Raw genomic sequence first — 22,536 nt, forward strand, 5'->3', positions numbered from 1 at the left:
GGAATTATTTTGAAAATACATATTAGCAATAAAGCGGCAGCTTGGTTTGAAGAAGAAATGTTTTTAAATAAAGGAGATTATGTGCGCTTTTTTGCCCGCTATGGAGGCTGCAGTACCGTTCAGCAAGGCTTTTCATTAGGCATAGCGAAAGATGAGCCAGTTATTGCCGGTGCAGAAACAATAAAGAACGGCATTACCTATTATATTGAAGAAAAAGATCTGTGGTATTTCGACAATCATGATCTTCATGTGGAATTTAATGAGATGGCGAAAGAGCCCGACTATAAATACATCTAAAAAACCCTTTTCATTCACCTGAATTTTGGGAGAATGAAAAGGGTTTTCATATAAGTTATTATGCCTTTCCTCGTTAAAAATCAAGAGAAGGTGTATAAAAATGGGCTATCTCTTTTTTACTTTCCAAATTTGCTCTAATAATCCTTCTCTTTCAAGAATCTCGGCTTGCCTCTCACCTATAAGATCAAAATGCGAATAGCCGTCCTTCCGTTGATGGATCCATTCAGCTCTCAAATCATACTTCTTTCCCCATTCAACCAGTTTATTCATATCACTACAGCCCACCTTGGTGACGGTCTTACAGCCTGGAAAGCGATCATCTAGCCAATAGTGAGTTAGAAATGCGATCTCTCCTCGGTCGATTTTTCGCTTCCATTCGTTCAGTTCTTCTTTTTTTATGCCAAATGCCAAAGATGCATCTCTCCTTAAAACTAATAATTGGATAAAATTTTACACATTAACGGTTTGCTTTTTTGCTTTTTCATAGGCTTCATGCCAATTTGGATAATATTTCTTTACAGATATCGGACGGAAACTTTCCTTCTTAACACATACATGCTTGGACAATCCCGAAACAGCCAGTTCGCCTTCTTCTGTATAAATATCATAGCCGTAGCAAATTCGAAGTCCGTCATACTCTTCAATCCATGTTTTTACGATTGCTTTTTCCCCATAGCGAAGGGGCTTCTTATAAGAAACTTGAATATCTAATACCGGTGAAATGATGCCATCCTTCTCCATCTCCGCATAATTAAAGCCTAAATCTTTAATCAGCTGTGTTCGTCCTACTTCCATCCAGACTAAATAATTTGCATGATAAACGACACCCATTTGGTCGGTTTCTGCATATCTTACTTCTATTTCCTTCGTTGACACTAACATCCTTATTCCCCCATTCGGTTGATAGCCTTTTCAAAATCGGCCTTATCAAGAATAGAAACATTTTTGAGCGACTGCTCATTCGGCTCATCTGATAAGAGTCTCAATGCTTGGAACTGGATCGCTTCGTCCGTTAAATTAGTCGCAAAGCGGCCATTTCCGTTTACACGCATACTTTGTAATGCCTCTCCTAAAAAATTAATCGCATGCTCTGTTAATTCGTATTGATAGTTTGCCGCATATGAAATAATAATTTGCAGCAACTCTACAGCCGTATAATCATTAAAGTAGAAAAACTTCTTAAATCTTGATTTTAATCCTGGGTTACTTTGGAGCAGTTCTTCCATTTCCTTCGGGTATCCAGCAAGGATGACGACTAAATTCTCATTATGCTTTGTCATTTCGTCAACGAGTGTATCAATCACCTCTTTGCCGAAATCTCCCTTAGATTGCGAAAATAACGAATAAGCTTCGTCAATAAATAATACTCCGCCAAGAGCTTCCTTTACTTTCTTCTTCGTTTTGATTGCTGTTTGCCCAACATAGCCAGCAACAAAATCAGCGCGGCTGGCAACGATTAAATGCCCTCTCTTTAAAAAGCCGCACTCTTGTAAAAGCTCTGCATAAATTTTTGCAACTGTTGTTTTACCTGTACCTGGATTCCCAATAAAAGTGGAATGAAGCTGAATCGGAACAACAGGCAAACCTTTTTCCCTTCTAATTTGCTGCATCTTCACGAAAGACATTAACATATTGACTTCATTTTTCACGGAATCAAGCCCAATTAAATTTTGCAATTTATTTTTTGGCTGGATCGGCTCCTTGTGAGCTGATCGTTCAAAATCAGCTTTTTCCAATAATGAAAAGTCCATTATGGAAGGCTCATTGGCGAATTTAGCCCCTTTTTTGAATATAGCATCTAAAACAATATTTCTAACAGCGCGAGCGTTCCCAAACGAATCATCGACCCGTTCCAGCTCAATCCTTTTCTCAAGCTCCTGCTTCGCTTCATCTGTTAAAACATAATCATTTTCAATGGCGAGTTTATCAGCAATTTGCATTAATTCCTCATTATTATAATTCGTCAAGTGAATAAAATTCGATTGTGGAAAGCGGCTGCGAAGTCCAGGGTTAGCATCTAAAAACTGGCGCATTTCTTCTGGGTAGCCTGCCAAAATGACAGCAAATTTCCCGCCAAATTCAGAGCCCGTCATTAACGACACAAGTGTATCGATCACAGTTTGCCCGTAGTCACTCCCTGTCTGTCCTTCTTTCTTCAAACTATAGGCTTCATCGATGAATAAGACACCGCCAATCGCTTTTTGCACCGCAGCACGCACGTTTTCCTCTGTTTGTCCGACAAATGCTCCAACCAACTGTGAGCGGTCCACTTCCACCACTTGTTCTTTTGTTAATACACCAAGCTCATGATAAATTTTAGCCAACAATCTTGCTAGCGTTGATTTCCCTGTTCCCGGATTACCGGTTAAAACCATATGTAAACTATTTTCATCCTTCGATTGAAAACCGAGTGCTTTCCGTTCCTTTTGATATTTAAGAAACTGGTAAAAGTCCTTCATTCGCCCTTTCACCTTTTCAAGACCAATCAGCTGTTCGAGCTCTTCAATCGGGGTAAGATCCGGCTCAATTTCCTTTTCTTTATCCGCAAAAAGGAGATTCCATTCATTTTTTATTTCTTCAATCCGCTCTAATGCTTCCTTCATTTCTGTATAATAGGCAGAATGATAAAACACACCGACAACAGACTGAACATACTCATCTGCCGCTTTTAAAAGAATGAATACTTCCTCTTGAGCATTGTCTAACAGCTCTTCCATATTGGAATATTGCTCAAGAAGTTGATGATCCGTTAATTTGAACTTTAGCTTCTCAAGCTGATCCTTTTCTTCCTCCACTTTTTCGAGAAATTTCTGGCTAATTTCTTTAATTTGTTCAACGGTTTGCAGTTTTGCTTGCTTATTATCCGTTTCACGAATAGGAGGAAAGGATAACATATGTAAAAGATTTTCTTTATTTTTCCACTCTAATTGCTCGATAAATATACCTGCTTTTTCCTGATTGGAATTTAAGCTATAAGCTTTTCTAATCCATGCAAGTCCTAAAGAATCCTGATCATTTTTTGCTAGTCTTGAAAGACCGGCAAGGGTCAACACATCGGCTATAAGTTCTTTATTTTCATTCTGATCTATGTTTTTTATCAAGGCTAATAATGAGGCTTCATTTCTAATGAAGCCATTTTTCTGCAGCTCTTCTTCCCATTGCTTGATTTGATCGTTATGTAAATTTCTCTGTCTCAACTGTTCCATCCATCATCACTTCTTTGTCTATATTCCACCTTTATCATATCACATTTATTCATGTCTAAAAAAACTTAAAGACCTGATTTAGAAACCAGGTCTTCGCGATTAATTATTTACTGATATCCATTCTGTCTTGCTTGAGTCTCATCTTGAATTTCACTTTTCATGGCCGCAATACTTTCCTTACGGCGCTCATTTTTCGCAGCAATTCTTGCTCGCTCTTCGCCATCCGTAAACTGCAATGTTTCTTCAGCATCATTCATATTTTCAATTGTGTTTTCAACCATCGTGTTCAGTTTTTCAACGTTATCACTGCGGTCATCTGGTTTAGGTTTATTTTCATAAGCCATAAATAAATAACCTCCTATGGAAGATGTAATGATTTGAGTTTTTGTCTAGCTCCAGCGGCTAGCCCCTCGAGGTCATAAGCCATTCCATCAAGAAGGTTAAAGAGCAACCTTCTCGCTGGCCTGTCTTATGCTTGTCGGGGCTGTTCAAGCCGCTTCCGCTTTTCTGTTTATTCACCTTTTGTTTGGATTACTTGAGGGGTTCCACCTGTATTGCTCTGCATCTTCTTCCCCTTATTTCCTCCAAAACTGCGTGGCTGTGTACCAATATGGTTAGGGTTATAATTCCCTGGGTGTCCTTTTGGATTACTCATAAAAATCCCTCCTCATTTTAAAGTATGTACACTTGAGGAGGGGTTCATTTATGGTAATGAATGTTATTCTGCTTTATTTAAGCGTTTTTCCTCTAAACGTGCTTCGATTTTCTCCATAGCAGCTTCATCTTTTAAAATTTGGTGCTTATTTTCTAAAACAAGATCGGCGAATGAGCGTCTTCTAGGTTTTCTCATTTTTGTCTCACCTTCCTTTAATACTATATTATCCGTTATTATGGTCAAAAAACGTTATAATTATTACAAATTTCCGAAAATTTTTGATAAGAAAAAACATCAGTTCTTAACTGATGCTTAAAAAACTTTATTTTGAATATTCCCTCATCATTTCTATCGTCATCGCACCTAAATGCTTATGGGCAATCATCCCTTTTTCATTAATGAAAAATGTCGTTGGGATTGTTAAGATTTTGTAAGTTTTATTTACTTCATCCTTTTCATCCAAAAGGATTGGGAAATGAATATTCATTTGCTTTGCAAAACCTGCCACATCATACTCAGGATCAATATTAACTGCCAGTATTACGATTTTATCACCGGATTCTTCGTTAAACTTTTGCATAGCTGGCATTTCCGCTTTACATGGAGGACACCAAGTTGCCCAGAAATTCAACATGACCTTTTTTCCTCGAAAATCAGAAAGCTTAACTGTCTTTCCTTCTAATGTTTTTAATTCAAAATCTGGTGCTGTTAATCCGACGTTTAGCCCTGTCAGATGATCACTTTTGGGTTCATCTTTTTCCATTGCTTGTACAACCGCTACCCCCATTACTCCAAATAGAATACATGCTGCAAAAATTTTTTTTATCATTCGCAAGTCAACACCTTTAATGTCTATTTACTCGTATTGTAACCTAATAAATAGAAAAAATAAGGTTCGCAACGTCCATAAAGCAATGAAAAATGTGACAATTCCGTAAACAATAACCGTCATCCAGCTTTTGATAGCCCAGTTTCCTTTGTAGCATTTAAAGGAAATATAAATGATAGCAATGAATAGACCAAGTAAAATCCCCTTTATGCCCCCCGACATATAGAGAACAGATAACGGCTGATCAAAGAGAATCGACGGCCGAAATAAAACAGTGCTGAATTTAAAGATAAGAAATCCAAAAATGACTGCATTTAGTATCGTATTAAAAAAATATTCTTGAAAAGTCCGATCCGATTTTGTTTTACTTTTCATAAAAAAATATGAAAATAATCCTGCCATTAATAACAAGATCCATTCATATTTAATTAAAAATGGCCCAACCATCCAAGCACCCATGGCTTCTCCTCCAATTAGAACTTCTTACTATAACATACAAAAGACTAGAGATATTGTAAAAATAAGTGCTTATGAAAAAGCAAAAAAGCGTGTACTCTCAAATTTGAAAATACACGCTTTTTATTATGGAATTAGTTTGCTAATTTTTCACGAAGAACCATTTGCAGGATGCCGCCGTGACGGTAGTAATCGATTTCTACTTCTGAATCGAAGCGAACAAGGACTTCAAATTCCTTCTTGTTGCCTTCTTCATCTGTAGCAGTCACTTTCACTAAGTCACGAGGTCTTACATTTTCATCGACTTGTACATCAATTGTCTCTTTACCTGTTAAGCCAAGCGTTTCAGCACTGTCACCGTCTTTGAACTGAAGTGGAAGTACACCCATTAATACAAGGTTTGAACGGTGAATACGCTCATAGCTTTCAGCGATAACAGTTTTAATTCCTAATAGATTTGTTCCCTTTGCTGCCCAGTCACGTGAAGAGCCCATTCCGTAGTCATTACCTGCAAGGACAACAAGACCTGTGCCATCCTCTTTATACTTCATGCAAGCATCAAAAATAGACATGACTTCGCCAGTCGGCCAGTACGTTGTTAAGCCCCCTTCTGTGCCAGGAGCAATTTGGTTGCGAATACGGATATTCGCAAATGTACCACGCATCATCACTTCATGGTTTCCACGGCGTGAACCGTAAGAGTTAAAGTCACGAACCTCTACTCCATGCTCAATCAAATATTTTCCAGCAGGTGTATTTTTACCGATAGCACCAGCAGGAGAAATATGGTCAGTCGTTACTGAATCGCCAAACTTACCAACAACACGTAAGCTATTTAACGGTTTAACTTCGTCTGGATCTGGTTTTAATCCTTCGAAGAATGGCGGATTTTGGATATATGTTGATGTTTCGTCAAACGTATAAAGCGGCTCACTGCTCGTTTGAATTTTATTCCATAGAGCATTATCTCCGAACACATTCTCATATTCTTTGCGGAATAATTCTGGAGTAACCGTTTGTTTCACAACTTCATTCACTTCTGCAGTTGTCGGCCAAATATCTTTAAAGAATACGTCATTTCCGTTTTTGTCTTTGCCAATTGCTTCTTTTTGAAGATCGATATCCACTGTTCCAGCAAGTGCATAAGCGACAACTAATGGCGGTGAAGCTAAGTAGTTCGCTTTTACAAGCGGATGGATACGTCCTTCAAAGTTACGGTTTCCAGAAAGGACAGATGTAACAAGAAGATCGTTCTCAGCAATAGCTTTTTCGATTTCATCTTTTAACGGTCCTGAGTTACCGATACATGTTGTACAGCCATAACCAACAATGTTAAAGCCTAATTGATCTAAGTAAGGCTGAAGGCCAGAATCACGAAGATAACCTGTTACTACTTTTGAACCTGGTGCTAATGAAGTTTTCACAAACTTTGGAACTTCCATGCCAAGCTCAACTGCTTTTTTCGCTACTAGACCTGCACCAACTAACACATATGGGTTAGAAGTGTTTGTACAGCTAGTAATAGCAGCAATGGCAACAGCACCTGTTTTCATTTCTGTCGTATCGCCATTATTGAATGTAACTGTTACTTCTTTATCGATTTCTTTCCCATCTAATCCAAAGCCTTGATTTCCTTGTGGAGCTGTCAATGCTTTATTGAATTCCATCTTCATTGCTGAAAGAGGAATTAAATCTTGCGGACGCTTAGGACCAGAAAGGTTAGCTTCGATATCAGATAGATTAATTTCAACAACATTTGTGTAAACTGGCTCTAAAGATGGATCGAAGAACAAGCCATTTTCTTTAGAATATGTTTCAACTAATTGAATTTGCTCTTCAGAACGGCCAGTTAAACGCATATATTCAAGTGATTCTTCATCAACTGGGAAGAATCCGCAAGTTGCCCCATATTCTGGTGCCATATTTGCAATTGTTGCACGGTCAGCAAGTGGTAGAGCTGTTATACCAGGACCGAAGAATTCAACAAATTTCCCAACAACGCCATGAGCGCGAAGCACTTGTGTAACTTTTAGAGCTAAGTCAGTAGCCGTTGCGCCGTCTGGAAGTTCACCAGTCAGTTTTACCCCTACAACTTCCGGAACTGGGAAGTATGAAGGCTGTCCAAGCATTCCTGCTTCAGCTTCAATTCCACCAACACCCCAGCCAAGAACACCGATTCCGTTGATCATCGTAGTATGGGAGTCTGTCCCTACTAAAGTGTCTGGGAATGCTTCAAATTCACCATCTTCATTCTCAATCGCGTAAACAACACTTGCAAGATATTCTAAGTTCACTTGGTGAACAATACCTGTTGCAGGCGGTACAGCACGATAGTTATCAAACGCTTTTTGTGCCCAGCTTAAGAACTGATAGCGTTCTGCATTTCGTTCGAATTCAAGCTTCATGTTCGCTTCGAGTGCTTCAGGTGAACCGAATTGGTCAACTTGAACAGAGTGGTCAATAACAAGATCTACCGGCTTAAGCGGATTAATTTTATCAGGATCTCCACCCATATCTGCCATTGCTTTACGCAGGGAAGCTAAGTCCACAACTGCTGGAACCCCTGTAAAGTCTTGCAGAATAACACGTGAAGGTTTAAATGGCACGTCTACTTCTTTAACTTCATCTGTGCCCCATTTTGCTAAGTTTTCAACATGCTCTTTTGTAATCACTCGACCGTCATGTTGACGAAGAACAGACTCTAATAATACCTTGATTGAATAAGGTAATTTAGATACATTGCCGACGCCAGCCTTTTCTAATGCGTCTAATTGATAGTAATGATAGCGCTTCCCGTTTAGCTCAAATGATTTACGAGCATTAAATACATCATGTTTTACCATGGGTTCATCCCCCTTTTGCAAATTAAAAATTTAATAGTATAGGTAATTGTCGAAAAGATGGCATTTCTGTCCATCTTACTCCCCTCACGAATAATATTAATACAATATGCAATATAAGTAAATATCAAGAAAGTTATTGTTTTTGATAAGTTATACTTATATTAATGGAAAAGATCTTGCGATAGCTTCATTTTTTCGGAAAATAATTACGCATACACTCTTTATCGTTTACCTTGCTTATTATATTACGAAATTTATTAATTGAAAATTTTGTATGAAAACGTTTGGAAAGTAACATATTTTGAGATTTCTCTACAAATGATAGTAAGCGGAGGTGAGTGAAGTGGCGAAAAGAAAATCAAATCACATTATCCCAGGAATGAACGCAGCAAAGGGACAAGGCATGGGTGCAGGCTATAACGAGGAGTTCGCGAACGAACCATTATCTGAAGCGCAAAAACAAAATAATAAGAAGCGGAAGAAAAATCAATAACTAAAGGAAGCGAATTAAGTTTCGCTTCCTTCGTAGTTTCTACTGATATTGGTTTACTTCTACAACCATTTTACTTAAGTCTTTTTGGAATTTTTCCAATTGTGTTCTTTGGGTTTCAGATGCAACTTCAAGTGCATTTTCAATTGATTCATATGCCTCATTTACTTCTTGCTTTAGATGTTTTAGCTGATGCCCGTAATTAGCTGAGTCCTTGACGATTTCATAATAAAGCTCTTGTGCATCCTCCATCCCCTGTTGGGCAGCCTGAAATGCTTGTTGTTTATTCTTATTATACGGCATCCCCTGTTCACTCCTTTAAGAAAATGTATATAAATCAAATTCGCCTTAGCGTATTTACGCTCAGATTTACCTGAGCGGCTCGATAATTTCCTTGAAAAATCGAAAGGCTCGCCGGAGGCTTAACTTTATTCAGCTGGGCTTGAACCCGTTCTGAATAGATACTCAACTTACTTCCTACAAAGGTGAAGTATTCTGCTGAATAAAGTTAAATTGTGCAGTCTTTCAAAAAATATTCTGTATAAATTTATCTCATCCTTCCATGCTATTTGTAGGAGGGATGAAAGCAATGAACAAAAATGACAGTAAAGATATGAGAAGAAATGCTCCAAAAGTTAATTCTGGACAGCCTGAACCGTTAAGTGGCTCAAAAAAGGTAAAAAACCGCAACCATACACGGCAGAAACATAATTCAAGCCACGATATGTAAAAAAATCAAAGCGTTCCCCATGTATATTGGGAAACGCTTTGATCAAGATGCTTCAAAAAGCTTGAAATGCCTCTAAAATATATAATTCCTCTTCTAAACTAACCGTTCTTAAATCTATTAATACCTCATCTCTCTGAATTCTTACAATAATTGCTGGTGAAAATTCTGTTCGTAATTTCTTCGCGACCTGTTCTGCTGTCCATTGATTATGCTTAATGACAGCTACAACAGAAGGAAGCTCAACTTCTGGCATCGTCCCCCCGCCTATTTGACCGAAGCTTTCCTTTATTGCCATAGTGAATTGTGAAGTAATGTCCCGCAGTTTTTCAATAAAAGCTTCAGTTCTTTCCATTAAAGCTTCTTTTGAAAGTAATATATCTCTGATAACAGGGATATTCTTTATGCCATTTTCTCCTTTTAAATAATCAATCAATGTCCCCTCAAGTGCTGCAAGAGTCATCTTATCCACTCTTAACACACGGGCAAGCTGATGTTCTTTTAAAAGCTGAATAAGCTCTTTTTTACCGGCGATAATGCCAGCTTGTGGACCGCCTAAAAGCTTGTCCCCGCTGAATGAAACAATATCCGCTCCCTGTTTCAATACTTCCTTCACAATCGGTTCTTCACCTATTCCATAACTGCTAAAATCATAAAGGGCCCCGCTGCCTAGATCTTCGTAGAATATAAGGCCTTTCGCTTTCGCTAAACCGGCTAATTCCTTTGTTGCTACTGATTGCGTAAAACCAATGATTTTAAAATTGCTCGTATGTACCTTTAAAATCATCGCAGACTGTTCGGTAATTGCCTTTTCATAGTCAACTAAATGTGTCTTATTCGTTGTGCCAACTTCAACTAAACAAGCCCCGCTTTCCTCCATAATCGAAGAGACTCTAAACGATCCGCCAATTTCGACAAGCTGGCCTCTTGATACAATCACTTCTCTATTTTCAGCAAATGCCTTTAAGATTAAATAGACCGCTGCCGCATTATTATTTACAACCATTGCCGCTTCAGCACCAGTCAGCTCTTTAATGAGCTCTTCTACATGTCGATGCCTTGACCCGCGCTCGCCTTCTTCTATATTGTATTCCAAATTCGAATAATGAAGTGCAATCTCATTCATATGCCTCACCGCATTTTCACTTAAACGAGCCCGGCCTAAATTTGTATGAAGAATCGTTCCAGTCGCATTAATAATTCGCTTCATTGTAGGACGATATTTTTTGGCGATCAGTTCTTGTAACCTTGTAAAAAGTAATTCCAAAAATGCATTTGTTCCAGGTTCTGGTCCATCCCATTTTTCAGTAAGTATCTCTTCCCGAGCTTCCGCAAGCACTGTTTTCAGTTCGCCCGTCATATGTATAAAATGAATCCCGTTATTTTCCGCCAAAAGGATAAAACGTTCGTCCCTTTGCAGTTCATGGACGGCGGGGATATTTTTGAGCCATTCTTTCACCGATTTCCCTCCAATCTTGGTCACATTATATCATTTAAAAAATGCAAAATTAAATAAACCTTCCTCATATAGAAGAAGGCTTAAGCTGAAGGTTCTTCCTGAATCATTTCAATAATTTGCCCGGATTTCGGGAATAATCCTGTTTCGTCTTTTGAATAAATTTTTTCCCCATTGACGCTCACTTCAAACACCCCGCCTTTGCTAGGGATGAGTTCCATCTTTACAATGCCATGACGGAAATGAGTAAACAGTTCTTCCGCGACACGCGCGGCTTTCGGCGCATAGTTTCACATCATGCAAAATTCGATTTTGACGTTATACTTTTTCAACGCGCGACCTCCTCTAGTAAGGTGATTTAATTTTCACACTATATATGTTTGTCATTTTAGTATAAACCGCTTTTTTCCGCAATAAATCAGATTGTATTTTGTGATTTTATCTTCAATTAAAGGTATACTGAATTTGGAGGTGGTATCGTGAGCGAGCAGGAAAAAATTCGGTTAACGTCGTTGTCAACGAAAGCTGGCTGAGGCTGCAAAATTGGTCCTGAGGACTTGACGCAAGTTTTGCGTCTTTTACCAAAGCAAGATTCTGTGCCGGAGTTGCTAGTCGGCCATGAAACATCAGATGATGCAGGTGTGTATCAATTAACCGATTCCATTGCATTAATTCAAACGGTTGATTATTTTACGCCAATTGTTGATGATCCATACATGTTTGGACAAATCGCAGCAGCCAATGCACTAAGTGATGTGTATGCGATGGGTGGTCAGCCAAAAACTGTTCTGAATATTGTCGGATATCCTGTTAAAAAGCTTGGTCCTGATATTCTGGCGGAAATTTTAAGAGGTGCCGGAGATAAGGTGCAAGAAGCTGGTGCTGTTACAGTTGGTGGACATTCAGTCGATGATCAAGAGCCCAAATTCGGCTTGTCTGTGACCGGTATCGTCCATCCAGAGCGCTACTGGAAAAATGTCGGTGCAAAACCAGGAGATGCTCTTGTTTTAACAAAACCACTTGGCGTAGGGATTTTAACGACAGGTATTAAAAGAGGTGTCGTTTCCCGCGATCAAGAAATTGCCGTTACGCAAACAATGGCGATGTTAAATAAAATGGCAGCCGAAATTTTAACGACCTTTACGCCACATGCTGTCACCGATATTACCGGCTTTGGGTTGCTTGGACACGGCAGTGAAATGGCAAGAGGAAGCCATGTTAGTTTGGAAATCGATTATAGTCAAGTTCCATTATTGGATGGTACATATGAACTTGCGAAAGATGGAATTGTTCCGGGCGGGTCAAAAGCTAATCATAAATGGCTTGAAAATGAAGTACAGTATGAAAACATTCCTTACGAAAGCCAATTGATTTTATGTGATGCAATTACCTCTGGAGGGTTGCTCGTGTCAATGCCCAAGGATTCAGCACAAGATTATATTGCGAAATTACATGAAGCTGGATTGTCATCTGCTTCTATCATAGGAGAGGTCCTTCCTAAACTGGAAAAATTGATCTTAGTAAAATAATAGAGAATTTCTAAATCATTTTTGAAGGATGATGAATATGGACTTTCAAAAATATATAAATCGATTGGCTATTGATGGAGAACAGTACCCAACAATCGACTTTCTATCTGAATTGCAAAGAAATCATATGGAAAACATCCCTTTTGAAAATTTAGATGTAACAAGAAAAGTTGAAATCCTGCTTGATACAAGAAGGATTTACGAGAAAATTATCGGTATGCATCGCGGCGGGTATTGCTATGAATTAAATGGCCTCTTTCAGCTTTTATTAACTCACCTTGGATTTCGCTCTTACCTTATCGCTTGTACGGTGAACAAGCCAAACGGATGGGCAAAACCAAATACACATGCAGCCATAATCGTTCAACTTGATCAGCCATTTCTTATAGATGTCGGATTCGGAGATTCTGTCCGTCAGCCGCTTCCGTTAACAAGAGAGGAACGAACAGATGTCAGTGGAACGTATCGGGTCATAAAAGAAGAGCAAGATTTCTATTATTTACAGCGGTTAGAGGAGTTGGGGTGGAAAACACTCTATCGCTTTTCAGATTCACCTAAGCAATTAACGGATTTTACAGAAGGCTGTCTCTATAATCAACATTCTCCGGAATCCAGTTTTACACATGGCGATATTGTAACAATTGCGACAAAAACAGGCCGTATCACTCTAAATGACCTAACCGTTACTGAAACAAAAAATAATCAAAAAACGAAATGGAATCTAACAGAAGCAGAAAAACAGAAATTTCTTAAGGAAATATTTGAAATTACTATATAAAATAGGCTATCTAGTAGGTCAGTTTCACTTGATTTACTAGATAGCTTATTCCATTTTTAATTTATGAGATTAATTAACCTCTATTCTATCTACCAAAATTACTTGAAATCCCGCCGTTGCTCCTAAGTAAGCGATTCCTCTTCCTATCACACCTGATCCAACAGCTACCTATAATTCTTTACCATTTACCTATGCACCCCTGATTACATACTATACATAACGACCCTGTATTTTTAGACTAGATTATCAAGATGTTTAAAGGTTTATTTCCTTAATTAAATTATTAACAATGGAGTTTTTATTAGGGGCCTCGGTACTGTTCCTCCAGTCCATTTTAGGCACTATAATGGAACAATTAGAAGGAGTAGAAGAAATATATGGAAGCCATTAAATCTATTTATGAATTTTTTAAGAAATCCAGTTGTTTTGAGGGTTTTAGTAACTTAAAAAGTCGATTCCTTATCGTATCGGAATCGACTTTTTAGGTTAAATCTTATTAGGATGCTACATTTTCCTTACAAATACCTAATCTTAATACATACTAATGATATTAATTCATACCTTCAGGGGAAAAGTTTCCTTGATATTTATTTTGAGAATTAAGAAAAACAAGTGATTCTCCTGGTATAGAGCATGCTCCTTCACGCTTGACAATCCTAAGCAAAAGTTTATTAATTTAAGTTTCGATTTAAATTTAGTAGGTTCAGACTTAAATGGGAAATTAGGAAACCTTTGACTCAACCTGATTAAATATTTCTTCGTCCATCATTTCTAATCGAGATGCGACAACTGTCGTTCCAGTTAAATCACCAACAATATTTGTTGTCGTATGGCCAATATCAATGATTGGCCATATTCCGGCTAATATTGGGACCAATGTAAGTGGAAACCCCAGTGTTGATAATAATACTGTAGACATTACAACACCCGCTCCTTTTACACCCGCTGCACCAATTGAAAGTACTAAACCAAGAAATACAAACTGGAGAATCAAGCCGAATGTAATGGGGATACCATATAAGTTAGCTGCAAAAACGGATATTACACCTAGAGCTGCAGCCATTCCATCCATGTTAACTGTTGCGCCGAGCGGAAGTGTAAAACCATAAATTTTTTCCGGAATTCCTAAATTTTTATCTGCTACTCTCATGGATACTGGTAATGTTGCATTACTTGAAGTAGTGCTCGCAGCTACTAACATCGCTGGTGATATGTTCCTATAAAAAGTGAGTGGATTTTTGCGCCCCATTAATTTAATAAACAGTGGATAAACAATAAATAATATGATGAGGAGAGCTATATAATCTGCTACAATGAATCGGCCTACTTCTGCAAGCATCTTACTTCCTAATGTTCCAGTCATATTGGCTACCAAAGCTAAAATACCATATGGTGCAATATACATGACAAATTCTGTGATCTTTATCATCAAATCCGCACCTTCATTAACTAACTTATTTAAACCTTTAGCTTTGTCGCCCAAAGATAATAACCCAATTCCTATAAATATAGAGGCAATAATGATTTGAAGCATGTTCGTTTCAGCCATCGCTTGAACGATGTTAGTTGGAAACCAGCCTACAATTTGATTAAGAAAACTAAATTCCACAGCATCCACTGTTTCTCCCGTTTTCAAAAGTCCGACAGTGCCTTTTCCCGGATTTATAATTTTTGCGATTGCGATTCCTATTGCAGTAGCTATAATACCTGTAACGATAAAATAAACACCAATTTTGCTTCCCACTGAACGCAATGAACGGATATCTTCCATCTTTGTGATCCCAGAAATGAGGCAACAAATGGTTAGCGGTACAATTAACATCTTAAGTAAACTAATAAAAATATAGCCAATTGGTTCTAAAACTACTGATTTAGGACCTAATATTAACCCTAGTATTATTCCTATTATCGTGCATACAGCAATCTGGGTATATAATTGTCTCTTAAACCACCATTTCATTATAAATCCTCCTAGTAATTTAGAATATTTTTTCTAATCTTGGAGAATGGAACATAGTTGTATTTTCTCAATTTTTAAAATCACAAGTGTTGCGTAAATAATTTCGAAATATTCAGTTTATTTTCTTCGTTTTGTGACAGCGTTTTTATTTAACCGGGGAGAAGTAGCCAATATCAATTATGTGTTCTAAGCGCTCAAACTTGAGCGCCTTTAATTGTTATATTACATTTAACTATTTAACTATCTTCCTTCATTGAAAACTCGATTTCATAGAGTATCCTGTATTTCTTTAATATCCTCATGTAGAAACGGCTGCAATCAATTGAATTTCAACCGGTGCATCACCTGGCAATGACGCAACACCTATCGCGGCCCGGCTCCCTATACCTGCATTCCCCAATTCTTCGTATAGGTATTCAGAAGCAAAGTCTGCTAGACTGGAATGCGCTTTGAATGTCTCTTCCGCATTAATGTAAACGGTGAGCGCAAGTATCTGCTCCACCCGTTCTTGATCCGTAAGTATATTCTTAACTGCAGTAAGTGCATTGGCCACCGCTTGCCTAACTGCTGCTTTATAGGTGGAAACCGACTGCTCGACACTGACTTTTCCGATTTGAATCAGTTCTCCATTGTTCCTAGGTGTCATCCCAGCTGTATAGACAAGACTTCCAAACCGTGATGCTGGAACATATTTCCCCTGCGGAATTGGATTAGTTTTTGCTCCATACGTACTCATTTTCGATACTGCTCCACAACTTTAATGACACGGTCAATGGCAGAAACTGCCGCTATATGATCTTGCGAAAAGTTGATGCGGAAGCTATCAGCGAACTGTGGGCCAAACTCTGTACCAGGGGTTACAATAACATCGGCCTGGAGGCGAAGAATCTTAACGAATTCATTTATTGGTACCCCAAATTCAAGAATTTTCGGAAAGAGATAGCTGCCTGCCTCTGTGGCTCTCGCTCTAAATCCCCCAGCAGCGCTCAGCTTCGCAAGCAAATCATCACGAATTGCTTGGTGCTGGGCAATTCGTCGGGTCATCCATCCTTCCGGCTCAGCAAACCAAGATTTCAATACGGCCTGGCTATAGCCACCTGCACGAAGAGATACAATAGCCTGCAGTTTCTCCATACGGTCAATAATTTTAGCTGATCCGAATGCTACACCAAGCCTGTACCCACTTAACGACTCTGTTTTTGATGGTCCCATGATGGTTATTACATTTTCGGGATTAATATTTTTCTGCGCACATAGGTGTGTATAAGGCCGTCCCTCAAAAATCTGGCGGGAGTATAGTTCATCAGCGATGACTGTTGCACCGTACTGCTGTGCTAAATCCGCAATCTCGCGGATTTCATCCGGTGAATAGATGACACCTGTAGGATTATTCGGATTAGAGAACAAAAAGAGTTTGACACCGGCTTTAAAAGCGCCCTCCAGCTGAGTTAAATCCAAACCTGCGCATGTGTCTGTTTTGAAATAGTCCATCTGAATGGGAACGACTTCACCTTCAAAGAATTCAACTAATTTTCGATTGGCAAAATAGTCTGGCACAACAATTGCTACCTTGTCGCCTCTAGCAATAGTAGATCCCATTGCAAGGAACAGTGCCCCTTGTGTTCCTGGAGTAATAATAACATTCTGGTCTGCGTTAATCGTTGTACCCGTAAATTTTGAAAGCTTTTCGGCTAAATTTTCCCGGATCATTATACTTCCTCGATACTCGGTATAGGCTTGCTTTCCACCGATATGGACACCTTCGATGAAGTCATCTAATGTACCTGGAATTGGCTCAAAAGCATCAACATCACCATGCGAAAAGTCAACCGGTGTACCAGAAATCTTCTCGCCACGCAGTTTAATTTCATCTGTGTTCTGTCGTACTTCTTGTCCGGGTGCATATTCAGCACCAAGTTTTAAAAATTTTTCTTCTATTGAATTCATTATTAATCCCTCTCTTCTCTTTTATTTCAATTTTTATATACGGAATATTAAGCAAATTATAATTATTAAGAACGAAAAACAGTTGCATTTCTTTCAACGATTTTCTGTGTTATTTCTAAAAATTCTTCTATCTCTTCCACACTATTACAATGTAAAGGCGATACCCTTATTGAACCGGTCATTCCAAATGACTCTAGCATTCTTTTAGAATAAATGCTTGTAGCTACACGATCATACACTATAACATTTTCATTTCCATACTGACTGACAGCTTCTTTATAACCTAGACCTTCTATACTTATAGCAACTATGAAATCCCTTTTGGACAAATCTTTATAATCAAGATGGACAGTCACCCCTGAAATATTTCTCAACCCTCTAATTTTATTTGTTCCGTTAAGCATTATTTCTAGAAGTGATCTTTCATGTAGAGCTATCCTAGTCATTCCTTCTACATATAAACTTCTTTTATCATGTGCATCTGAAAATTCACTTCCTATCCAGCACACATATTCTACAATCTCGCTTATTGAGGCAAAATGACCCGGTATCGGACTGCCAAGTTGTAAATCACCGTCAGCCTTTCCAAATAGACGATGATGCGGGAGATTGGCAGCTCTTTCGGAAAGGTAAGCAATGCCACAACCTCTTACTCCGAAGAATTTGTATGGCGCAAAGTTCATTGCATCCACAGGAGTTTTTTCTATATCAATTATACCGTGTGGAGCATGCTGTACAGCATCTACAATAATATATAGATCCGGCTTTATCTTTCTTGCTTCTTTTACAATAGTCTCGATGTCTAAAATAGCACCTGATATATTTGATGCGTAAATCACACTCAAAAGACAAGTTTCATTGTCAATAAGCTTTGTTATTTCTTCAACATCAACTCCCCCAGTTACAGGATTTGTCTTAGCCACCCGAAATTCCTTTTCCAACTTATTTGCATATAACTTTGCCGCATCAAAAGCAGATGGATGCTCTAATTCAGTAGTAACAATGTTTGTTCCCTCAATATTTTCAGCAATCACACCAGTAATTTCAAAAATGGCCTTAGAAGCAGTAAGGTAGGTTGCGATACTGCCCTTTTTTGCATTAAATATGATTCGTGTATCGTCTATCCCCTTTTGCTCAATCTCAGATAAATATCTGGCTGCTTCATGGTCGCGTTGAGGATGATCAGGAATCATATCAAACTGTGTAAATTTTTTATTTGCACTCTTTAATTTAAAGGATCCTCCAGCATTATCAAAAAACAATCGCTTCTTTTGTTTAAGAGGATCCACATCAATAAAAGCAAATTTCTCTCTAATTTCCGCTAGTAGTTCATTACTAAATAACGTTTCATTCGTCAGTTTAACCACTTTCATAAAACCCCCAATAGATTATTATTTTTGGCTTCTATGAATAAATAAAATAAAAAAATATCATCGTTTCTCTTCTTTTCATTCCACTAACATCAAAATAAATGAATACCTAATAGAACAACTACTGGTCTAAACCATATTTCACCCCCTTTTTTATCTCGTTTTAGTGGTTCCCCATTAAACTGACTTAGAGGAGTAATAATAGCTACTTTGCTTTTTCATTGCATCACTTTGTTAAATTCAATGGCATATTTCCATTTTTCTGATCTAAGATAAATGACTGTTACATCAATTGGATTAGATTGATGATCAAAAGAAATTCTTGTACTTTTTAAAATCGGGTACCCTTCATTGATTTGTAAATGTTTTGCTAAATAAGTGTCTGCTAATATGGCTTCTAATTCCTCATTTATAGTAGTAAACTCAATATCTTTTTCATCTTTAAATAACTGATCAATAGAGATAAAAGTTGGATCTTTTTGGAACATTTCGATTGATAAATGAGGGGGTAAATAATGTTCCAAATAAATAACAGGTTCACCGTTATCCATACGAATCCGTTTAAGATGAATCATTTCTTCCTGGCTGTTAATTTCAAGAACACTGGCATAATAAGGAGATACTGTTTTAGTAACCTCAATTGTTCTTGCCGAGATTTTTTTCCAATCTTTCATATACTTATGTTTAAAACCTGTCATTGTCGTCCAATGACCAATTGGTTTGAAATTTGCTACAAACGATCCTCTTCCCTGCGAACGATAAATTAATCCATCGGATTCAAGTTTATTTAATGCTTGTCTAACAGGGGTACGACTTGCCTGAAACATTTTTTCCAATTCACTTTCCGAGGGTAGAGCATCTCCAACTTTATATATAGAATTATGGATTTTCTCTGCTATAGTGTTATAGATAACTTTATATATAGGCATTTTATTAATTAATTTATCCATTGGAATTATTCCCTTCCTTTTTTGAACAAGACAATCCGTTGTAAAGTAATAGTTAATTTTAGCTACATGGAATTTGAAGATGTTACTCCTCTTGAAATAGATGAACTATAACAATTTAGTGTATTTTCCAATTATTTATGGGGCACTAAATTGATTTCCTCAAACAAAGTTTGCAGAAGTCTTCTCAAAATTGGACCATATTGCAAGCTCAGTTACATGTACCTGATCCTCTATTAGATGTCTAGATAATTAAGTGATGTAATCATTTCTTATGCCTTTTTCGGAAACTAAGCATTCCGAAGTTAGTAATAATAAATATACTTAGTATTACAAGTTAATATGACTATTCTCTATTTAGGTTTACTGTTAGACTGTAGGTTTCCCGCGAAAACGCTTACATTAATAATACAATTAGACCACTAATGGTTGTCAATAGAGGAATTTCAAAATTAGTTTATGAATTTTTACCCTTCTTTCGGATGCGGCGTTGGTAATCTCTTGTATTTGGATTTCATCCGGTTCCACAGCGTAAACGTGTATGTAAATAGTATCAACAATGCTATATAAGCGGCTATGAAATATAGCATTGGAGATTATTGATAATTTAATTATTTTATAGGCTGAACAGTACTTTAATTTCTTTTATTAAAAACTTAAACTAATGACGTTACTTTTCGAAATAATGAAAACGCAGAAAAAGTCAATAAAATACAAAAGGAAGTGGAGAAATAGCATTTAGCTTTTCTCCACTTCCTTTATTTTAAGGACTTATCGGACAGTCCCTTTCCCTTTATTTACTTAACTTTTCCAACATATCCTTCGTCATTTTCGCAAGATCATATTCTGCCTTAAAGCCCCATTCTTCCTTTGCAGCCGTTGCATCGATTGAATTCGGCCAGCTGTCGGCAATTTGCTGACGAGCTGGATCAACAGAATAGCTCATTTCAAATTCAGGAATATGTTTACGAATTTCAGCAGCAATTTCTTCTGGGTCAAAGCTCATCGCTGTGACGTTAAAGGAATTACGATGCTTCAGTTTTGATGGATCTGCCTCCATTAAATCGACAATGGCATTTAATGCATCAGGCATATACATCATATCCATATACGTTCCTTTATCAATATAAGAAGTATAGCGCTTGTTTTTGATGGCTTCATAGTAAATTTCCACAGCATAATCTGTCGTGCCGCCACCAGGAGGTGTTACGTAAGAGATTAATCCTGGGAATCTTAAGCCTCTTGTATCTACGCCGAATTTATAATTGTAATAATCTGCAAGTAATTCACCAGCAACTTTATTTACTCCATACATAGTCGTTGGACGCTGAATCGTGTCCTGCGGAGTATTGTCCTTCGGTGTTGTTGGTCCAAATGCTCCGATTGAACTTGGCGTGAAAAACTTACAATTTAATTCACGTGCTGCTTCAAGAGCGTTCATGAGACCACCCATATTTAAATTCCATGCAAATACTGGATTTTTTTCAGCCGTTGCGGAAAGTAAAGCAGCCATATGGATAATGGTATCAGCTTGATATTTCTTTGCCATTTCAATCATTGTTTTCGTATCTGTAACATCGACAACTTCAAATGGACCTGAAAGAGCAGCTTCAGAATCATTTTTTCTAATATCCGTAGCAATGACATTGTCTGCTCCATAAATATTTCGAAGCTTTACCGTGAGCTCTGAACCGATTTGTCCTAATGCACCAGTAATAAAAATCTTTTTCATTTATTCTCCAAACCTTCCCTCTGTGAAAAATACGAGTAGTCTCTATTCACAATTTCAACTTATTAAATTAGATAATGCCCATTTCTTTTCCGACTTTTTCATAAATCGCAATGGCTTTGTCTAGCATTTCTTTCGTATGTGCTGCAGACGGCATATTTCTTACCCGTCCTGTCCCCTTTGGAACGGTTGGGAACACAATAGACTTTGCATACACGCCTTCTTCATTTAGCCTTTTGCTGAATTCTTGAGTTTTGACTTCGTCCCCTATGATACATGGGGTAATTGGTGTTTCACTTTCACCAATATCAAATCCAATTTTTTCTAAACCAGCCTTTAAGTAATTTCCATTTTCCCAAAGCTGCTTATTCAATTCAGTGCTTTCCATTAAGATTTCAATAGCCTTAATACTTGCAGCCACATCTGCTGGAGTTAGCGATGTGGAGAATAAGAATGGGCGGCTGCGTACCTTTAGCCAGTCAATTAACTCTTGTTTACCGGCTACATATCCGCCAACAACACCGATGGCTTTTGAAAGTGTGCCAATTTGGAAATCAATTTTATCAGAAAGTCCGAAATGCTTGACCGTTCCGGCGCCGTCACCTAAAACACCTGAGCCGTGCGCATCATCCACATATGTAATTAAATCGAACTCCTCCGCAATTTCGACAATTTCAGGAAGCTTAGCAATATCCCCATCCATTGAGAAAACACCGTCAGTAATGACCATAATCTTGTTGTAAAGACCTGATTCCTTTGCTTCTTTCGCTTTTGCTCGTAAATCCTCCATATCGGAATGGTTAACGCGAATGATTTTCGCTTTCGATAAACGGCAGCCGTCAATAATTGAAGCGTGGTTCAATTCATCAGAAAGAATGGCATCATTTTTATCCATGACAGCGGAAATTGCAGCCATATTACAGTTGAAGCCAGATTGATAGGCGATTGCAGCCTCTGTATGTTTAAATTCAGCAAGCTTTTCTTCAAGCTTTACATGAATGTCTAATGTTCCGTTAATCGTTCGGACCGCTCCAGCACCAACGCCATATGTTTGAATAGCTGTATTCGCCGCTTCCTTTAATCGATTATCAGTAGCGAGTCCTAAATAGTTATTGGAAGATAAATTAATAAGCTCTCTGCCGTTTATTTTGATCATTGGACCATTCGGGCTTTCTAACGGGTCAATGACATTATATAAACCCTTCCCTTTTAAATCTTCTAAATTTTCTTTTAGAAATGCATCTAATGTTTTACTCATAAATAAAGCCCCCTATACCATAATTATTTCCTATTTGTCGCTTTGCCAAAAACAAATGT

General features: G+C 37.9%; 24 protein-coding genes and 1 pseudogene. 5 read left to right on the forward strand and 20 right to left on the reverse strand.

Features of this window, described 5'->3' with window-relative positions:
• Positions 1-9: 9 nt before the first annotated feature.
• Entirely contained in the window at positions 10-297 is a 288-nt protein-coding gene (locus F7731_RS21565; RefSeq protein WP_151536866.1) for a HesB/YadR/YfhF family protein, read from the forward strand.
• Between the two features lie 105 nt (positions 298-402).
• On the opposite strand, the gene F7731_RS21570 is transcribed toward F7731_RS21565, so the two are convergent.
• From F7731_RS21570 to acnA, 9 genes are all read right to left on the reverse strand, one after another.
• A complete protein-coding gene (locus F7731_RS21570) occupies positions 403-708 on the reverse strand; it encodes a hypothetical protein (RefSeq protein WP_151536867.1) in 306 nt (101 codons plus the stop codon).
• 39 nt (positions 709-747) lie between these two features.
• Positions 748-1,179, reverse strand: coding sequence for an acyl-CoA thioesterase (locus F7731_RS21575; RefSeq protein WP_151536868.1), 432 nt, complete (start codon positions 1,177-1,179; stop codon positions 748-750).
• Positions 1,180-1,181: 2 nt separating this feature from the next.
• Entirely contained in the window at positions 1,182-3,503 is a 2,322-nt protein-coding gene (locus F7731_RS21580; protein WP_151536869.1) for an AAA family ATPase, read from the reverse strand.
• A 107-nt stretch (positions 3,504-3,610) separates the two neighbouring features.
• Positions 3,611-3,847, reverse strand: a complete 237-nt coding sequence (gene tlp, locus F7731_RS21585; RefSeq protein WP_151536870.1) for a small acid-soluble spore protein Tlp — start codon at positions 3,845-3,847, stop codon at positions 3,611-3,613.
• 167 nt (positions 3,848-4,014) lie between these two features.
• Complete coding sequence (locus F7731_RS21590) at positions 4,015-4,158, reverse strand: acid-soluble spore protein N (RefSeq protein WP_151536871.1); 144 nt, start codon at positions 4,156-4,158, stop codon at positions 4,015-4,017.
• Between the two features lie 63 nt (positions 4,159-4,221).
• Positions 4,222-4,353, reverse strand: a complete 132-nt coding sequence (locus F7731_RS21595; RefSeq protein ID WP_170289773.1) for an FbpB family small basic protein — start codon at positions 4,351-4,353, stop codon at positions 4,222-4,224.
• A gap of 127 nt (positions 4,354-4,480) precedes the next feature.
• Positions 4,481-4,987, reverse strand: coding sequence for a peroxiredoxin family protein (locus F7731_RS21600; protein ID WP_151536872.1), 507 nt, complete (start codon positions 4,985-4,987; stop codon positions 4,481-4,483).
• A gap of 27 nt (positions 4,988-5,014) precedes the next feature.
• On the reverse strand, positions 5,015-5,446 hold the full coding sequence (locus tag F7731_RS21605) for a hypothetical protein (protein WP_151536873.1): 432 nt from the start codon (positions 5,444-5,446) through the stop codon (positions 5,015-5,017).
• 131 nt (positions 5,447-5,577) lie between these two features.
• Positions 5,578-8,286: an aconitate hydratase AcnA gene (acnA, locus tag F7731_RS21610; RefSeq protein WP_151536874.1), complete on the reverse strand. Its 2,709-nt coding sequence runs from the start codon at positions 8,284-8,286 to the stop codon at positions 5,578-5,580.
• A gap of 343 nt (positions 8,287-8,629) precedes the next feature.
• On the opposite strand from acnA, the gene sspO reads away from it, so the two are divergent.
• The gene (gene sspO, locus F7731_RS21615; protein ID WP_151536875.1) at positions 8,630-8,779 is read left to right on the forward strand and encodes a small acid-soluble spore protein O; all 150 of its coding nucleotides are present in this window, start codon (positions 8,630-8,632) and stop codon (positions 8,777-8,779) included.
• A gap of 39 nt (positions 8,780-8,818) precedes the next feature.
• Here the strand turns inward: sspO and F7731_RS21620 are convergent, their stop codons facing one another.
• A complete protein-coding gene (locus tag F7731_RS21620; protein ID WP_151536876.1) occupies positions 8,819-9,079 on the reverse strand; it encodes a hypothetical protein in 261 nt (86 codons plus the stop codon).
• A gap of 286 nt (positions 9,080-9,365) precedes the next feature.
• On the opposite strand from F7731_RS21620, the gene F7731_RS21625 reads away from it, so the two are divergent.
• Entirely contained in the window at positions 9,366-9,506 is a 141-nt protein-coding gene (locus F7731_RS21625; protein WP_151536877.1) for a small acid-soluble spore protein P, read from the forward strand.
• Between the two features lie 52 nt (positions 9,507-9,558).
• Here the strand turns inward: F7731_RS21625 and selA are convergent, their stop codons facing one another.
• Both selA and F7731_RS27205 read right to left on the reverse strand, forming a co-directional pair.
• On the reverse strand, positions 9,559-10,962 hold the full coding sequence (gene selA / locus F7731_RS21630; RefSeq protein ID WP_151536878.1) for an L-seryl-tRNA(Sec) selenium transferase: 1,404 nt from the start codon (positions 10,960-10,962) through the stop codon (positions 9,559-9,561).
• Between the two features lie 80 nt (positions 10,963-11,042).
• Positions 11,043-11,237, reverse strand: a pseudogene (locus F7731_RS27205) (Rdx family protein); the annotation flags it as partial.
• Positions 11,238-11,438: 201 nt separating this feature from the next.
• Between F7731_RS27205 and selD the strand changes: the two are divergent.
• Both selD and F7731_RS21645 read left to right on the forward strand, forming a co-directional pair.
• The gene (selD, locus tag F7731_RS21640) at positions 11,439-12,488 is read left to right on the forward strand and encodes a selenide, water dikinase SelD (RefSeq protein WP_151536879.1); all 1,050 of its coding nucleotides are present in this window, start codon (positions 11,439-11,441) and stop codon (positions 12,486-12,488) included.
• 37 nt (positions 12,489-12,525) lie between these two features.
• Positions 12,526-13,266 carry an arylamine N-acetyltransferase family protein gene (locus tag F7731_RS21645; RefSeq protein WP_151536880.1) on the forward strand — a complete coding sequence of 247 codons (741 nt, stop codon included), beginning with the start codon at positions 12,526-12,528 and terminating at the stop codon, positions 13,264-13,266.
• Between the two features lie 69 nt (positions 13,267-13,335).
• Here F7731_RS21645 and F7731_RS21650 read toward each other — a convergent pair whose 3' ends face one another.
• The 8 genes from F7731_RS21650 to F7731_RS21685 form a co-directional block, all read right to left on the reverse strand.
• Positions 13,336-13,416: a hypothetical protein gene (locus tag F7731_RS21650; RefSeq protein ID WP_151536925.1), complete on the reverse strand. Its 81-nt coding sequence runs from the start codon at positions 13,414-13,416 to the stop codon at positions 13,336-13,338.
• Between the two features lie 571 nt (positions 13,417-13,987).
• Positions 13,988-15,226, reverse strand: coding sequence for a dicarboxylate/amino acid:cation symporter (locus tag F7731_RS21655; protein WP_151536881.1), 1,239 nt, complete (start codon positions 15,224-15,226; stop codon positions 13,988-13,990).
• A gap of 298 nt (positions 15,227-15,524) precedes the next feature.
• Complete coding sequence (locus tag F7731_RS21660; protein ID WP_151536882.1) at positions 15,525-15,962, reverse strand: RidA family protein; 438 nt, start codon at positions 15,960-15,962, stop codon at positions 15,525-15,527.
• Positions 15,959-17,173: a pyridoxal phosphate-dependent aminotransferase gene (locus F7731_RS21665; RefSeq protein WP_151536883.1), complete on the reverse strand. Its 1,215-nt coding sequence runs from the start codon at positions 17,171-17,173 to the stop codon at positions 15,959-15,961. Before F7731_RS21665 ends, F7731_RS21660 begins: the two co-directional genes overlap by 4 nt.
• Before the next feature lie 65 nt (positions 17,174-17,238).
• On the reverse strand, positions 17,239-18,546 hold the full coding sequence (locus tag F7731_RS21670; RefSeq protein WP_151536884.1) for an aminotransferase class V-fold PLP-dependent enzyme: 1,308 nt from the start codon (positions 18,544-18,546) through the stop codon (positions 17,239-17,241).
• A 215-nt stretch (positions 18,547-18,761) separates the two neighbouring features.
• Positions 18,762-19,493 carry a GntR family transcriptional regulator gene (locus F7731_RS21675; RefSeq protein WP_151536885.1) on the reverse strand — a complete coding sequence of 244 codons (732 nt, stop codon included), beginning with the start codon at positions 19,491-19,493 and terminating at the stop codon, positions 18,762-18,764.
• Positions 19,494-20,283: 790 nt separating this feature from the next.
• On the reverse strand, positions 20,284-21,222 hold the full coding sequence (locus tag F7731_RS21680; RefSeq protein WP_151536886.1) for an L-threonine 3-dehydrogenase: 939 nt from the start codon (positions 21,220-21,222) through the stop codon (positions 20,284-20,286).
• 67 nt (positions 21,223-21,289) lie between these two features.
• Positions 21,290-22,477: a glycine C-acetyltransferase gene (locus F7731_RS21685; protein WP_151536887.1), complete on the reverse strand. Its 1,188-nt coding sequence runs from the start codon at positions 22,475-22,477 to the stop codon at positions 21,290-21,292.
• Positions 22,478-22,536: the final 59 nt, after the last annotated feature.

Source organism: Cytobacillus depressus (assembly GCF_008923245.1).
GTDB classification, from domain to species: domain Bacteria; phylum Bacillota; class Bacilli; order Bacillales; family Cytobacillaceae; genus Cytobacillus; species Cytobacillus depressus.

Bases quoted from the DNA above. Each gene is read 5' to 3' on its own strand.
- F7731_RS21575 (WP_151536868.1), bottom strand. From the start codon at position 1,179: ATGTTAGTGTCAACGAAGGAAATAGAAGTAAGATATGCAGAAACCGAC.
- F7731_RS21580 (WP_151536869.1), bottom strand. From the start codon at position 3,503: ATGGAACAGTTGAGACAGAGAAATTTACATAACGATCAAATCAAGCAA.
- tlp (WP_151536870.1), bottom strand. From the start codon at position 3,847: ATGGCTTATGAAAATAAACCTAAACCAGATGACCGCAGTGATAACGTT.
- F7731_RS21590 (WP_151536871.1), bottom strand. From the start codon at position 4,158: ATGAGTAATCCAAAAGGACACCCAGGGAATTATAACCCTAACCATATT.
- F7731_RS21595 (WP_170289773.1), bottom strand. From the start codon at position 4,353: ATGAGAAAACCTAGAAGACGCTCATTCGCCGATCTTGTTTTAGAAAAT.
- F7731_RS21600 (WP_151536872.1), bottom strand. From the start codon at position 4,987: ATGATAAAAAAAATTTTTGCAGCATGTATTCTATTTGGAGTAATGGGG.
- F7731_RS21605 (WP_151536873.1), bottom strand. From the start codon at position 5,446: ATGGGTGCTTGGATGGTTGGGCCATTTTTAATTAAATATGAATGGATC.
- acnA (WP_151536874.1), bottom strand. From the start codon at position 8,286: ATGGTAAAACATGATGTATTTAATGCTCGTAAATCATTTGAGCTAAAC.
- F7731_RS21620 (WP_151536876.1), bottom strand. From the start codon at position 9,079: ATGCCGTATAATAAGAATAAACAACAAGCATTTCAGGCTGCCCAACAG.
- F7731_RS21625 (WP_151536877.1), top strand. From the start codon at position 9,366: ATGAACAAAAATGACAGTAAAGATATGAGAAGAAATGCTCCAAAAGTT.
- F7731_RS21645 (WP_151536880.1), top strand. From the start codon at position 12,526: ATGGACTTTCAAAAATATATAAATCGATTGGCTATTGATGGAGAACAG.
- F7731_RS21655 (WP_151536881.1), bottom strand. From the start codon at position 15,226: ATGAAATGGTGGTTTAAGAGACAATTATATACCCAGATTGCTGTATGC.
- F7731_RS21660 (WP_151536882.1), bottom strand. From the start codon at position 15,962: ATGAGTACGTATGGAGCAAAAACTAATCCAATTCCGCAGGGGAAATAT.
- F7731_RS21665 (WP_151536883.1), bottom strand. From the start codon at position 17,173: ATGAATTCAATAGAAGAAAAATTTTTAAAACTTGGTGCTGAATATGCA.
- F7731_RS21670 (WP_151536884.1), bottom strand. From the start codon at position 18,546: ATGAAAGTGGTTAAACTGACGAATGAAACGTTATTTAGTAATGAACTA.
- F7731_RS21675 (WP_151536885.1), bottom strand. From the start codon at position 19,493: ATGGATAAATTAATTAATAAAATGCCTATATATAAAGTTATCTATAAC.
- F7731_RS21680 (WP_151536886.1), bottom strand. From the start codon at position 21,222: ATGAAAAAGATTTTTATTACTGGTGCATTAGGACAAATCGGTTCAGAG.
- F7731_RS21685 (WP_151536887.1), bottom strand. From the start codon at position 22,477: ATGAGTAAAACATTAGATGCATTTCTAAAAGAAAATTTAGAAGATTTA.